The sequence below is a fragment of the Umezawaea endophytica genome (assembly GCF_025061645.1).
Lineage (GTDB): Bacteria > Actinomycetota > Actinomycetes > Mycobacteriales > Pseudonocardiaceae > Umezawaea > Umezawaea endophytica.
This window is the reverse complement of record NZ_JANYMP010000017.1, coordinates 189,870-203,340: the sequence shown is the minus strand read 5'-3', so window position 1 is coordinate 203,340 and position 13,471 is coordinate 189,870. Positions and strand designations below refer to the sequence as shown.

Below are 13,471 nucleotides of genomic sequence, written 5' to 3'. Positions count from 1 at the left end.
CGAAAACCCCGCTCACCACCACGGCGGAACCGACTCCACCCGGTCAGCCCATCCCCCGACCACTGGATCGATCCCCCTGAACTCCCCCCAACTCCCCGCACGACCACCCCCGCCCCCGCAGCCCGCACAAAACGTCATTCGGAATGCTCCGAACGGGCGAAATCACCCCAAGTTCACCTGGCAGGCCCAACCCACCGCCCAGGTGATCGGCGATCGTCCCGGAGCATCTCGTTCATCGTTCACCGTCCACCGCCGCGATCCGGCGAGACGACGACACGACGACACGACTGCGGTAGTCGACCCGTGGAGGGCGGGCATGACGTGGCAGCGGTTCATCCGGGTGGCGCGCACAGCCGCGGTGGTCGGCCTCAGCGCCGTGACGACGCTCGTCCTGCTACCGATCGCGATCAACGTCGGCACCGGCGGAACCGCCCCCGGTTTCCTCGCCCGCTTCCAGGACTGGCTCTGGCCCGCCGTGGCGGTCCTCACCGCCGTGACCGTCGTACTGGGCACCTGGGACCGCTTACGCGCGAAGAGCGAGCCCTACCTCAAGGGCCGCTGGGACCACCCCTCGAACAGACGGGCCGCGCTGAACAGGATCGAGTCGTGGGTGGGCAGCCGCCTGGACAGTTCACTGGGCCGCCGCACGGGTCGTGAACTGGACCTCAAGCTGTCACCGCAACCCAGCATGGTCATCTGCCCGGTCGACCTCATCGAGGACCCGTACGTGGAACTGGGCGAGCCGTCGTCGAACCACGACATCGCCAGGCTCTTCACCGACAACCACAGCGAACTGCTCGTCCTGGGTGATCCGGGGAGCGGCAAGAGCACCGTCCTGCTGCACCTGTGCCAGAAGCTGGTGGAAGAGGCCCGCGAGGACTCGACCAGACCGCTCCCGATCGTCGTCGACCTGGCGTCGTGGTCACCGTCCAGCCAGAACAGCCTGAGGTTGAGCGCACAGCTCAACCCGCTCCCGGAGTTCGAGCCCTGGCTCCTGGCACAGGTGGTCGACCGCTACAAGCTGCCCATCGGCCACGTCAAGAAGTGGTTCAGGGCCGGGCGGCTCGTCCTGCTGCTCGACGGGCTGGACGAGGTGAACGGGGACGACCGGAACAGTTGCGTGGACAAGATCAACGCCCTGACCGAGCAGTTCGGCAACCAGGTGGCCGTCTGCTCGCGGATCAAGGACTACCAGACCCTCAAGGAGAAGCTCAAGCTCTACCAGGCCGTCCGCATCGAACCGCTGGAGCGGCACGTCGTCGAGGACTACCTCGGGGCGGTGAGCCCGGTGCTGGACGGCGTTCGCGGGGCCTTGGAGGACGCGCCGAGGCTGTGGGAGCTGCTCGACTCGCCGTTGATGCTCAACATCATGGCGCTCACCTACCGGAGCGGTGAGGCCGCGGGGGCGCCCGAGCAGGTCGGCGCGCACGAGGAACCCCACCGGCGGCTCTTCGACGCCTACGTCGTGGAGATGCTGGTGCGCCGTCACGCCCCCGAGGCGCCCTTCGACAGCGAGCGCGTCATCCGCGGGTTGCGGTTCCTCGCGCTGGTCGCGAAGAACCCGTTCTGGAACGACCTCGTGGCCCGGCGCAAGCTGATGTACCGGGTGGCGTGGCTGGACTTCGTTCCGGCACAGGCGGTCCACCGCATGTTCACCCGGTTCGAGCCCGCGATGCTCATCGGGATGCTGTCGGCCTTCGGGTTCGCGGTGGGGTCGAGGTTCGGGCTGGTCGAGGCTTCGGTCGTCACCGCCTGCTCCGCGCTGTTCATCCTCGTCCTCGTCGCCCGCGGCAGGTCGGACCGCGTGCCGGTCCGGCCCGAACGGGGTGACCGGCGTTCCTGGCACTGGGGCGCGGCGGGTTTCGCGGCGGGCGCGGTCGGAGCGGGAGTGGCCGTCTGGTCCGCTCGGCAGCTCGGGCTCCTGGTCGGCTCCGGGCCGGACTTCGTCGGCGTCGGTCTGGTCGTGCTCGTGACGTTCGCCGTGGCGTTCGCCAACCTGGTGACGTTCAACAGCTACACGCCGGGGTCCCTCTCGTTCATCGCGTCGCTGGTCCCGGCGGTGGTGATGATCTGGACGGGGCCGTCGCCGGACCTGGTCGCAGGCCTCGCCACGGGCTTCGCGGTCGGCGGTCTCACGGGGACGGTCACGATGAGCTTCTCCAGGCTGTGGGCGACCGCCGACCGGGCGGGGTTCGGGTCACCGGGTCCGAGGGGGAGGTGGGTGCTCCTCGACCTCGCCGTCCTGCTCGTCGGCGCGGGGGCGGGTCTCGGTGCCGCCGGGCTGCTCGGCGCGTCGTTCGACACGTCGGTGCTCGGGTCGCTGACCGGGCTGGCGATCGGGCTGCTGATCGGTCCGGTCACCGCTGTCCAGGCGATCTTCCCGTTCGACGTGACCCACGGCCTGGCGGAGTTGCTCGCCAAGCCCTTGGCGCACGGTGAACTGCCCTGGCGGAGGACGGTCCTGCTGCGGTTCGCGAGCGACCGGATCCTGCTCACCGAGGTCGACGGGGAGTACCGGTTCGTCCACGCGCTGGTCCGCGACCACCTGGCCGCCTGCGACCCGGTTCGACTGGCGGAACTGGTGCGTCGGCGCGTGGCCGCGAAACCCGACGGGGAGTGACCCGCCGTCACCCCTCCACGACACTCGTGAACGTCATCGGCTTGACGGGCTTCCCGTCCTGCGCCCCACCCTCCACACCGCCCGCCACGACGGCGTCGACGAGTTCCATGCCCGACCGCACCTTGCCGACCACCGGGTAGTCCGAGTCGATCTGCGCGGCGCCGTGGACGATGAAGAACTGGCTCCCGTTGGTGCCCGGTCCGGCGTTGGCCATCGCCACGACCCCGCGCACGTACGCGCCGCGGGTGGGCAGCTTGTCCTCGTACCGGAACCCCGGCGTGCCCGTCCCGGTGCCGGACGGGTCGCCGCACTGGAGCACGCCGAGGCTCGGGTTGGTGGTCAGGCGGTGGCACGACGTGCCGTCGTAGAACTTCTTCTTCACCAGGTAGCGGATCGCCTCGACCGAGCACGGGCCCGCGGTCGGGTCCAGGTCGATCGTCAGGGTGCCCTTGTCGGTGGTGAACGTGGCCGTGGTCTTCCCGGTGCCCGGTTTCGAGTCGGGGAAGCCGTTCGAGGGGAGCGCGCCGGGGGAGGTGTCCTTGGCGTACTCGCACTGCCCCGCGGGCGACGGGGAACCCGTGGTGGAGGCGCCACGGGACGTGGTCGCGGTGGTGGAGGCGGCGACGCCCGCGACGGGCACCCCGTTCACGCGGACCGCGCAGCCCGACGTCAGCAGCAGGGCGAAGACGATCACCAGCAGGCGTTTCGGCACCAGCGGATCCTACGGTTCCCGCCGTCACCCACAAGTGAATCGGAAACCTGGTGGGTGTCGCCACGGGGCTGTTGGCTAGCCTTGACTGCCAGCCGCCAGTCGGATAAATGAGCACGAGGAGAGCAGCACCCGTGATGCGCACGCACGAGGCCGGGACGCTCCGGGCCGAGCACGCCGGGCAGTCCGTCACCCTGACCGGGTGGGTGGCCCGCAGGCGCGATCACGGCGGGGTCATCTTCATCGACCTCCGCGACGCCTCCGGTGTCGCCCAGGTCGTCTTCCGCGAGGGCGAGATGGCGGAGCGGGCGCACCGCCTCCGCTCCGAGTTCGTCGTGAAGATCGTCGGCGACGTGACCGCGCGCCCCGAGGGCAGCGCGAACCCCGACCTGCCCACCGGCGCCATCGAGGTCTACGCGACCGAGCTGGAGGTCCTGAACGAGTCGGCCGCGCTGCCGTTCCAGCTCGACGACCACCTGGAGGTCGGCGAGGAGGCCCGCCTCAAGCACCGCTACCTGGACCTGCGCCGCAGCGGCCCGGCCAAGGCGATCCGCGCCCGCAGCGAGGCGAACCGCATCGCCCGCGAGGTGCTGCACGCCGAGAAGTTCGTCGAGGTCGAGACGCCGACGCTGACCCGCTCGACCCCGGAGGGCGCCCGCGACTTCCTGGTGCCCGCGCGCCTGCGCCCCGGCTCCTGGTACGCGCTGCCGCAGTCGCCGCAGTTGTTCAAGCAGCTCCTGATGGTCGGCGGCATGGAGCGGTACTACCAGATCGCCCGCTGCTACCGGGACGAGGACTTCCGCGCCGACCGCCAGCCGGAGTTCACCCAGCTCGACATCGAGATGAGCTTCGTCGAGCAGGACGACGTCATCGCCCTCGGCGAGCGGATCATCTCCGCGCTGTGGAAGGGGCTCGCCGACCACGAGCTGCCGCAGCCGTTCCGCCGGATCAGCTACGCCGACGCCATGTCCAAGTACGGCTCGGACAAGCCCGACCTGCGCTTCGACGTGGAACTGGTCGAGCTGACCGACTACTTCAAGGAGACCCCGTTCCGGGTCTTCCAGGCCCCGTACGTCGGCGCGGTCGTCATGCCCGGCGGCGCGGACCAGCCCCGTCGCACGCTCGACGGCTGGCAGGAGTTCGCGAAGCAGCGCGGCCACCGCGGCCTGGCGTACGTGCTGGTCGCCGAGGACGGCACGCTCGGCGGCCCGGTTGCCAAGAACCTGTCCGAGGCCGAGCGCGAGGGCCTGGCGAAGGCCGTCGGCGCGAACCCCGGCGACTGCGTGTTCTTCGCGGCGGGCGACCCGGACGGCGCTCGGTCGCTGCTCGGCGCGGCCCGCGTGGAGATCGCGTCCCGCGTCGGCCTGATCGACGAGAACGCCTGGTCGTTCGTGTGGGTCGTGGACTTCCCGATGTTCGAGTCGACCGAGAAGCTCAAGGACGGCGACGTCGCCGTCGGCGGCGGCACGTGGACCGCGCTGCACCACGCGTTCACCTCGCCCACCCCGGAGTGGCTGGACAACTTCGAGTCCGACCCCGGCAACGCGCTGGCCTACGCCTACGACATCGTCTGCAACGGCAACGAGATCGGCGGCGGCTCGATTCGTATCCACCGCGCCGACGTGCAGCAGCGCGCGTTCGGCGTGATGGGCATCGGGCCGGAGGAGGCGCAGGAGAAGTTCGGCTTCCTGCTCGACGCGTTCAAGTTCGGCGCCCCGCCGCACGGCGGCATCGCGTTCGGCTGGGACCGGATCGCCATGCTGCTGTCCGGCACGGACTCGATCCGCGACGTGATCGCGTTCCCGAAGTCCGGCGGCGGCTACGACCCGCTGACCGCTGCCCCGGCCCCGATCACGCCGTTGCAGCGCAAGGAGGCGGGCGTGGACGCCAAGCCCCCGGTGGACAAGTCCGCGACAGACAAGTAGGTGCTGCACTTACGCGCGGTCTGCCCGGTCGACGTCACCGACCGGGTGCTGGCCGTGTTGAAGGAACATCCCGGCGCGACGCACGTGGTGCTGCTGCGCGGGGCGGCGATCGACCCCGCGGGCGACGTCGTCGAGGCGGACGTCGCACGGGAGGCCACCGACGAGGTGGTGGCCTCCCTGTGCGGCCTCGGCGTCGACAAGGACGGCGGGGTGACGCTGGAGCAGATCGACACCGCCCTGTCGGACGCCGCCGACCAGGCCCAGGACGCCGCGCCCGGTGAGGGCGCGGACGCCGTGGTCTGGGACGAGCTGCTGTCCCGCACGGGGGAGGAGTCGCGGCTCAACGCGACCTTCCTGGCGTTCCTGAGCATCGCGTGCCTGCTGGCGGCGGTCGGGGTCGTGACGAACTCGACCGTGACGCTCGTCGGCGCGATGGTCGTCGGTCCGGAGTTCGGGCCGCTCGCCGCCATCTCGGTCGGTCTGGTGCTGAAGCGCTGGGACCTGGTCCGCCGGGCCGCGCTGGCGCTGGCTGTCGGGTTCCCGGCGGCCATGCTGGTCACCGTCATCGGGGCGCAGATCGGGTCGTTCACCGGGCTGTTCGACCGGCAGACCGTGATCGACCAGCACGAGTTCGACTTCGTGTACACCGTCGGGCCGTTCTCGCTGATCGTCGCGCTGCTGGCCGGAGCGGCCGGGATGCTGTCGATGACCTCGGCGAAGTCGGCCGCGCTGGTCGGCGTCTTCATCTCGGTGACCACCGTTCCGGCCGCGGGTTACGCCGCCGTCGCCGCCGTTCTCGGTGAGTGGGAACGCTTCGCCCAGTCCACGGGACAGCTCGTGGTCAACCTGGTGGGCATCGTGGTGGCGGCGTCCCTGGTCCTGGCGGTGCGCAGCCGGAAAAACCGGGCGGGCGACACGGGCAGACCGCTGTCAACGGGATAACGGCCCTACATCTCGTATGGTTCGAAGCCGTTACCAACTAGTAGTGGTGGTCATCACCGGTGGAGCACTACCGTCACGATGCCCAGCCGACTTCTGTCAACCAGCACCGCACCATGGCCAACGGAGTAGGGTCGGAGGGGATGAGCGTGGAGATCACGGCCGGCTCACCGGACGTCGACAACGCTGCCACGCCGGAGATCGACGAGGCGGTGGCAGCCGCGCAGTCCGTGTTGAGCGGGCGTTTCGGAGCACAGATCAGGCTTGCCGATCCCGAGGACCTCGGGGGAGCAGGCCGGTCCGTCGTCGTCCGGGTCAGGGTTGCCGCGACGCCGTTCTCCCTCCCGCGCACCCTCGTGGTCAAGCGGTACCCGCCCGCCGCCGCCGATCGCGACCCGTTCGCGCACGAGACCGTCAGCCACCAGTTGCTGACCGCCCTGCCGTCCGAGGAGCGCCTGACCCCCGAACTGGTCGCGCACGACATCCGCAAGCGGCTGGTCGTGCTGGAAGACCTCGGCAAGGCCCCCCGGCTGGCGGACAAGCTCCTCGGCAGGGACGCCCGCGCCGCCGAGCGCGGGCTGCTGTCGTGGGCGCACGCGATGGGCAGGCTGCACGCCACCACCGCGGGCCGGGACGCGGACTTCGACGCGCTCATGCGCCGCCAGGGCACCCAGTGCTGCCAGGACCCGGTCGCCGTGGACGTGCACGCCGCCCTGGAGGGCCTGCCGGACCTGCTGGAACGCGAGCTGGAGGTGGAGACCACGGGCAAGGCCCGCGACTTCGCCGCCCTCGCGGTGAAGGGCTTCGTGTCCTCGCGCCGCCGCGCGTTCAGCCCGTCCACGTCGTGCCCGGACAACCACCTCGTCACCAGCAAGGGCGTCCGGTTCCTGGACTTCGAGGGCGGGTGCGTCCGCGACATCGTGTTCGACGCCGCCTGCCTGCGCGTCCCGTTCCCGTCCTGCTGGTGCGCGTACGGCCTGCCCGCGGGCATGTCCGAGGCGATGGTGGCCGCGTGGCGCGCCGAGGTCGGGTCGGTGTGGCCGGACCTGGACGACGACGCCGTGTTCCTGCCGCGCCTGCTGGAGTCGCAGCTCCTGTGGGTGTGGCTGTCGACGTGGCGGGCGCTGCCGAAGCTGACCGCGACCGAGCAGAGCGGTCACCGGGGCCAGGACGCACCGCCGCGCAGCACGATCCTCACGTCGCGGTGGGTGCGGCTGCGCACCGACGCCGCGTCGCTCGGCGCGACGGCCATCGTGGAGCACGCGGACGCCGTCATCGGCGCCCTGGTCGAGCGCTACGGCGAGAAGGCCACGAACCTCCAGCTCTACCCAGCCTTCCGGTAACCGGAGCCGCTCCAGGTCCGGAAAAGCCCGCCGTACCAGGCGTTCCGGCAGTGCGCACACGGCGTTCGCCACGCTGTTCCCACCCGGTCACCCGGCTGCGCGATGGTGGCGCTCGTGCGAACCCTCGTGGTGCTGGGAGATTCGACCTCGGTCGGCATCGGCGACCCCGTTCCCGGCGGCTGGCGCGGCTTCGGTCCGCTGCTGGGCGCGGCCTTCCCCGACTACCACAACCTCGCGTTCCCCGGCGCCCGCGTCGGCTGCGTGCGCACGCGGCAGCTCCCGCTCGCGCTGGCGGCCCGCCCGGACGCCGTGGTCGTGCTGGCGGGCATGAACGACACGCTGCGCTCCGACTTCGACCCGGTGCGGCTGCACCACGACCTGGACCACGTCGTCGGCGCGCTGCGGTCCGCCGGTGCGATGATCGTCACCGTCCGCTTCCACGACCACGGTCGGGTGTTCCGGCTGCCCGGTGCGCTGCGCCGGGCCCTGTCGGCCCGCGTCGCCGCCGTGAACGAGGTGGTCGACGCCGTCGTGGCGAGGCACGGCATCGGCTGCGTCGACCTCGACCTGCTGCCCGGCGCCTACGACGCGTCGACGTGGAGCGTGGACCGCCTGCACCCCTCTGAGCTGGGACATCGCCGGTTGGCGGCGGCGTTCGCGGAGGTGCTGGGCACGGCTCCGGTCAGCCTGGAGTGCGTCGGGGGAGTGCGCACGACACCCCTGCACCACGCCGCGTGGCTGGTCCTGAAGGGCCTCCCGTGGCTCTGGCGGCGGAGCCGCGACCTGGTGCCGATGGTGGTGCGGATCATGGTCTCGGACGCCGGTCTTGACCGATCCGATCGGACAGGGCACCGGGACGGGGCTACCCTCGGAGACGGTTGAGAGGACAGCCACGGACAAGCACACACTGTCGACCGGTCGGGGAAGCACTGGTGGAATACCCGGAATTCGCGGTGGACGAGCGCCGCCAGGCGGGCTGCGCCGTCGTCGTAGTGCGCGGTGACGTCGACAGCGACACCGCCCCGGACGTCTGGGTGGTGGCTCGCCAAGCCCTGGAGAGCAAACCCGTCTCGCTGGTCGTGGACTGCACCGGCGTCACCTTCTTCGGCTCCACCGGCATCAGCCTGCTGCTGGAGCTGAGCGGCGTGTGCCGCGAGCAGGGCCTCCCGTTCCGGCTCGTCGCCGACACCAAGACGGTCCTGCGCCCGCTGGAGGTCATGGACCTGCTGCGCGAGTTCGTGATCGTGCGGGACGTCGCCGAAGCCTGCTAGACGTGCTGCTCCATGACCAGTATCGCGCCGTTCGGCTCACCGGTGCTCGACCGCAGTGACGTGCACACGACGCGGACGTGCACGTCCCGGCCGCGGCGGTTGACCGCGTCCACCTTGACCTCGGTGGTGAACGAGCCGTCGGAGAGCGCTTGCCGCACGACGGGCCGCAGTTCCGGCAGCGGCAGGCCGATGTCGAGGTTCAGCAGGTGCATGCCCTCGGCCTCGTCGCGCCGCATGCCCCACAGCTCCTCGGCGCCGCGGTTCCACGCCAGCACGCGCATCTCCAGGTCCAGCACGATGACGCCCGCGCGCAGCGACGTGAGGATCGACTCCAGGAAACCGTTGACCTCGTCCAGCTCCCCGCTGCGGTCGCGCAGGGTGTCGTTCATGGTCTGGAGCTCGTCGTTGGTCGACTGGAGCTCCTCGTTCATCGTCTCCAGTTCCTCGTTGGTGGACTGGAGCTCCTCGTTGGTCGTCTCCAGTTCCTCCACTGTGGACTGGAGTTCCTCGTTCGTGGTCTCCAGTTCCTCGTTGGTCGACTGGAGTTCCTCGTACGCCGCTTCGAGCTGGTGGTTCGCCTGCTCCAACTCCTCCAGCAGTCGCCGCGCGGCGCTGACGTCGTGGAAGACGATGGAGACGCCGAGGATGCCGTTCCCCGAGTCCACGAGCGGGTTGACGTGCACCTCGAACCACATCGTGTCGCCGGGACCGCGGGCCCACTCGACGTCCTTGACGCGCAGCGTCCGCCGTTCCAGCCGCGCCTGGTCGACGTAGCCGCGCAGCTCGACCGGCCGGTAGGAGAGGTCGAGGTCGCGCAGCGGCCTGCCGACGTCCTTGCCGGACAACCCGAACGTCGCCTCCGCCTGGTGGTTGACCAGCGCGACCACGTCGTCGCTCGTCACGACGACCTGCGCGACCGGGCTCGCGGAGAAACCCAGTTCGCGCAACTGGTCGAGCCCGCCGATGTCGATCCGCCGGTCCTGCACGAACGCGTGCGTGACGAAGTGCGAGGCGCCGTTGCCGCTCGCGGCCCGGCGGAAGATCCGCCGCTTGAGGTCGACGGCGTCGAAGATGCGGGTGTGGCTGAGCAGCATCTCGGCCTTGCCGAGGAACAGCACGCCGCGCGGCACCAGCGCGAAGTGGAAGCGCCCCAGTATCTTCGCCTGCGTCTCCTGGGTGAAGTACATCAACGTGTTGCGGCAGATCAGCAGGTCGATGCGCGAGATCGGCGCGTCCTGCACCAGGTCGTTGCGGCCGAAGATGACCGTGCGCCTCAGGTCCTTGCGGAACGAGAACCGCCCGTCGTGCGCCTCGAAGTACTTCTCCAGCAGCTCCGACTCCAGGCCTTCCAGCTCGCGGGCGGTGTAGCTGGCCTGCCGGGCCTGGGCGAGGGCCTCGTCGTCCACGTCCGTCGCGTAGATCTTGACCCGCCGCCGGTACGCGTCCGGCCCCAGTGCCTCGGCCAGCGCGATGGCGATGCTGTACGCCTCCTCGCCGGACGCGCACCCCGCGCTCCAGATGCGGATCGGGTCGTCCGGGCCGCGTTCGCCCAGCATGGACGGGATGACCTCGCCGCGCAGGTACTCCCACGCCTCGGGGTCGCGGAAGAAGCCCGTGACGTTGATCAGGATGGTGTTGAACAGCGCGTTGAACTCGTCGGGGTTCAACTGGAGGTAGTCGATGTACTCCGTGTGACTGTCGATCGACACCTGGCTCATCCGGTGCGCGACGCGCCGCATGAGGCTCGTGCGCTTGTACCCGGTGAAGTCGAAACCCCTCGCCTCCTTCAGGTAGGCGAGCACTTCTTCGAAGTCGCGGTCGGGCTCTGGCTGGCGATCGGTCACGGCGGGTAACGCTACTCGCTCGACGGGGAGCCGTCGGTGAGCGGCAGCACCGCCCAGATGACCTTCCCGCCACGGGGGCTGGGCGAGGCCCCCCACGCCTTGCTCACGGCCTGCACGAGCGGCAGGCCGCGGCCGCCCGGCTGGTCCGGGGTCAGCGGCCGCAGCTTCGGCATGGTCGGGTCCTCGTCGTGGACGGCGACCGCGAACTGGCCCGGACGCAGTTCCAGCCGCAGCGACGGCGCGGACCCCGTGTGCTGCACGGCGTTCTCCACCAGTTCGCTCACGACCAGCACCGCTTGGTCCAGGATCTCCGGCACTCCCCACCGCTCGCACGTGTCCCGCACGAACCCCCGCGCGAGCCGCGGCGTCGCCGAGGAGAAGGGGAGTTGGACCTCGTGCCTGCGCCTCGTCCGCGGGGCGCCGATGGCGTCCAGTGCCAGCCGGACCGTGGGGTACTGCGGCACGAACCTGGCGATGCCGCTGAGCGTCAGGGTCGTGCGCATGAGGTCGTCGGCGACGACCATCACCGGCACCCCCGGCCATTCCGACACCCGCATCCACACCGTCGCGAACACGCTCAGCTCAGCGGTCCCGGACGCCTCGAATCCGTCGAGCAGGTGGACGATGATCGCCGTCGGCTCGGTCACCGCGCACTTCAACAGCCCGTCGCGGAACTCCGCGTAGCTCGACAGGTCCAGCCTGCCCGTCGCCTCCACCACGGTCGCGCCCTCCTCGGGCGTCAACCCCAGGGTGATCACGAGAAGCGATTCGCATGGGCCTGCTCGCCGACGGCATCGGACAACAGGTAGCCCCGCAGCACACCAGCGGCGTGCGCGGATTCCTCCTCGGTTCGCGCGTACCTCTCCGCGAGCCTCTCGCCGCCCCGTTTCCGGGCGTCCATCCGCAATTTGCGGGCCAGGCTCACTTTTTCCTCCAATGTGCGCAGCGCGGTCCACAGCGCGCGCTCCAGTGTGCCCGCTTGCGCGTCCAACAGCGCGTCGGCGGTCCAAGCGTGGCCGACTCGACACCGGAACCGCTTGCGTTCGGCGTCGAGTTCCACGAGCGTGCCCGAGCAGTCGGGGCAACTGAAGCCGGACGGTTCGCCGAGGTCGTTCACCTCGACGGTCTTCTGCACCGCGAACAGGGTCTCCATCCGCAGCAGCGCAGGCGGCGCGGGCAGACCGTCGGTCTCGACCAGTTCGCCCGCGTGCCTGCGCACGGCGGAACCCAGGAGCCGGGCGGGCAGCACGTGATCCATCCGGACGTGCCTCATCACGCTCCCCGGCATCCCGCGGTAGAGCGCGTCACCCAGGTCCTGGGCCATCGTCACCCCGCCCCGCGCGGAGATCGCGACCATGCCCGCCGTGCCGTCGTCGAGCGCCCCGGACAGCACGACCCCGATCACGCGCGGCCCGCGCGCCAGCGAGGCGGACCGGAACAGCGCGTCCACGGCGGGCCGATGCCCGTTCTCCGTGGGCCCGCGCGACAACGTCAGCACCCCGTCGTCGACCACGACGTGGTGGTCGGGCGGCGCCACGTGGATCAGCCCGTGCTCCAGTTCCATGCCGTGCCGCGCGCTCACGGCCGGGAGCAGCCCGCTGCGCGCCAGGATCGCCGGCAACGCGCTGTTCCCGCCCGCGGGCAGGTGCAGCACCACCACGACGGCAGCGGGCAGACCGAGCGGCAGACCGGACACGAAGTTCCGCAGCGCTTCGACACCACCCGCCGAAGCACCTACCACGACGAGGTCACGAGGTTCCAGAGCCATCCGCCTCAACCCCTTGTTTGATGGCGGGGTACCCAGTGTGAACCTGGTCAGACCCGAAAGACACCCGTGAACTTCCGCCATACCGACGGTGTGAACGCCAAGGAAGGACCGGCCGCGTTCTTGGAGTCCCGCACGGCCACGAACCGCGAGGTCAGAGCGACTTCACCCTGCCAGATCGGGATCATCGGCCAGTCGTGCGATGAAACGTCGTGAATGTTCGGGCGACAGTGCCCGGCCGACGAGTTCTTCGGCTGACCGCACGTACTTCGCGACCTGTTCTCGCCTCTCCAGGTACACGTTGGCGGTCTTGATGCCGACGACGACCAGGGGTTTCCTCTCCTTGTTGTCGAGCAGCAGGAAAGAGCCGTCCACGCCCGCGTGCATGCCTGCCGAAGTGGGCAGCACTCGGATCGAGACGCGCTTCCACTCGGCGAGGAACGCCAGGTGCATCAACTGGTCGTGGATGACGGCCGGTCCGCCGATCGGCCGTCGGAGGGCGCTCTCCTCGATGAGGAAGGTGGCGAGCGGCGCGCGGGCACCTCGGAGCACCTCCTGCCGGGCCTTGCGTTGATCGACCAGCTCGTCCTGGTCGACAGTGGTGAGCGCCCGGATGTACCCCTCGGTCTGGATCAACCCCGGAATCAGGGAGCACTCGTAGTTGATGATCGTGGTCGCCCGCTGCAACTCGGTCGTCAGCGCGCGAGTGCGTCCACCCGGTCCCTTGCCGAACATGTGCAACCAGGTGTCCTGGCCGGACTCCCGATTCAAGTCCAGGAGCCTGACCATGTTGTCGCCCAAGGCATCGCAAACGGTGAGCAGGGCCAACAGTTCGATGTCCTCGACGCCCTGCTTGCCCTGCTCGATCCGCGACAGCTTGCTCCCTGCCCATCCGAGCTTCTCGGCCACCACCTTCGCGTCCAAGCCTGCGGTCTTCCTGATCCGCGCCAACTCCGCACCGAGTACCTGGCTGCGGGTGGTGGACCTGCGTTCGCCCATGTCGTGGAACGGTATTGCCAAGCCGGGGTCGCTTCCGCCCGTTGATGCCAAGTCCC

The 13,471-nt window shown here is 70.1% G+C and carries 12 protein-coding genes; 6 read left to right on the top strand and 6 right to left on the bottom strand.

Going from position 1 to position 13,471, the window contains the following annotated elements; genetic code table 11:
* Positions 1-316 precede the first annotated feature (316 nt).
* The gene (locus tag NZH93_RS31200; RefSeq protein WP_259626834.1) at positions 317-2,620 is read left to right on the top strand and encodes an NACHT domain-containing protein; all 2,304 of its coding nucleotides are present in this window, start codon (positions 317-319) and stop codon (positions 2,618-2,620) included.
* Between the two features lie 7 nt (positions 2,621-2,627).
* Here the strand turns inward: NZH93_RS31200 and NZH93_RS31195 are convergent, their stop codons facing one another.
* Complete coding sequence (locus NZH93_RS31195; RefSeq protein WP_259626833.1) at positions 2,628-3,332, bottom strand: peptidylprolyl isomerase; 705 nt, start codon at positions 3,330-3,332, stop codon at positions 2,628-2,630.
* A gap of 131 nt (positions 3,333-3,463) precedes the next feature.
* Between NZH93_RS31195 and aspS the strand changes: the two genes are divergently transcribed.
* The 5 genes from aspS to NZH93_RS31170 all read left to right on the top strand — a co-directional run bounded on the left by aspS (position 3,464) and on the right by NZH93_RS31170 (position 8,807).
* The gene (aspS, locus tag NZH93_RS31190; RefSeq protein WP_259626832.1) at positions 3,464-5,254 is read left to right on the top strand and encodes an aspartate--tRNA ligase; all 1,791 of its coding nucleotides are present in this window, start codon (positions 3,464-3,466) and stop codon (positions 5,252-5,254) included.
* Positions 5,255-6,196: a DUF389 domain-containing protein gene (locus tag NZH93_RS31185; protein WP_259626831.1), complete on the top strand. Its 942-nt coding sequence runs from the start codon at positions 5,255-5,257 to the stop codon at positions 6,194-6,196.
* Positions 6,197-6,336: 140 nt separating this feature from the next.
* Entirely contained in the window at positions 6,337-7,536 is a 1,200-nt protein-coding gene (locus tag NZH93_RS31180) for a hypothetical protein (protein ID WP_259626830.1), read from the top strand.
* Positions 7,537-7,638: 102 nt separating this feature from the next.
* Positions 7,639-8,418, top strand: a complete 780-nt coding sequence (locus NZH93_RS31175; protein WP_372506928.1) for an SGNH/GDSL hydrolase family protein — start codon at positions 7,639-7,641, stop codon at positions 8,416-8,418.
* A 50-nt stretch (positions 8,419-8,468) separates the two neighbouring features.
* A complete protein-coding gene (locus NZH93_RS31170; RefSeq protein WP_259626828.1) occupies positions 8,469-8,807 on the top strand; it encodes an STAS domain-containing protein in 339 nt (112 codons plus the stop codon).
* Here the strand turns inward: NZH93_RS31170 and NZH93_RS31165 are convergent.
* The 5 genes from NZH93_RS31165 to NZH93_RS31150 are packed head-to-tail and all read right to left on the bottom strand — an operon-like array spanning position 8,804 to position 13,415.
* Positions 8,804-10,651, bottom strand: coding sequence for a CheR family methyltransferase (locus NZH93_RS31165; RefSeq protein WP_259626827.1), 1,848 nt, complete (start codon positions 10,649-10,651; stop codon positions 8,804-8,806). The two genes, NZH93_RS31170 and NZH93_RS31165, sit on opposite strands and share 4 nt — an antisense overlap.
* An 11-nt stretch (positions 10,652-10,662) precedes the next feature.
* Positions 10,663-11,409 carry an ATP-binding protein gene (locus NZH93_RS31160; RefSeq protein ID WP_259626826.1) on the bottom strand — a complete coding sequence of 249 codons (747 nt, stop codon included), beginning with the start codon at positions 11,407-11,409 and terminating at the stop codon, positions 10,663-10,665.
* The gene (locus NZH93_RS31155) at positions 11,406-12,419 is read right to left on the bottom strand and encodes a chemotaxis protein CheB (protein WP_259626825.1); all 1,014 of its coding nucleotides are present in this window, start codon (positions 12,417-12,419) and stop codon (positions 11,406-11,408) included. Before NZH93_RS31155 ends, NZH93_RS31160 begins: the two co-directional genes overlap by 4 nt.
* A 47-nt stretch (positions 12,420-12,466) precedes the next feature.
* Positions 12,467-12,604 carry a DUF397 domain-containing protein gene (locus tag NZH93_RS51310; protein WP_372506927.1) on the bottom strand — a complete coding sequence of 46 codons (138 nt, stop codon included), beginning with the start codon at positions 12,602-12,604 and terminating at the stop codon, positions 12,467-12,469.
* A complete protein-coding gene (locus NZH93_RS31150) occupies positions 12,582-13,415 on the bottom strand; it encodes a helix-turn-helix domain-containing protein (RefSeq protein ID WP_259626824.1) in 834 nt (277 codons plus the stop codon). The genes NZH93_RS51310 and NZH93_RS31150 overlap by 23 nt, the downstream gene beginning before the upstream one ends.
* Positions 13,416-13,471: the final 56 nt, after the last annotated feature.

Coding starts and splice junctions, on each gene's coding strand:
- NZH93_RS31200 (WP_259626834.1), top strand. CDS start 317: ATGACGTGGCAGCGGTTCATCCGGGTGGCGCGCACAGCCGCGGTGGTC.
- NZH93_RS31180 (WP_259626830.1), top strand. CDS start 6,337: ATGAGCGTGGAGATCACGGCCGGCTCACCGGACGTCGACAACGCTGCC.
- NZH93_RS31175 (WP_372506928.1), top strand. CDS start 7,639: ATGGTGGCGCTCGTGCGAACCCTCGTGGTGCTGGGAGATTCGACCTCG.
- NZH93_RS31155 (WP_259626825.1), bottom strand. CDS start 12,419: ATGGCTCTGGAACCTCGTGACCTCGTCGTGGTAGGTGCTTCGGCGGGT.
- NZH93_RS51310 (WP_372506927.1), bottom strand. CDS start 12,604: ATGATCCCGATCTGGCAGGGTGAAGTCGCTCTGACCTCGCGGTTCGTG.
- NZH93_RS31150 (WP_259626824.1), bottom strand. CDS start 13,415: ATGGGCGAACGCAGGTCCACCACCCGCAGCCAGGTACTCGGTGCGGAG.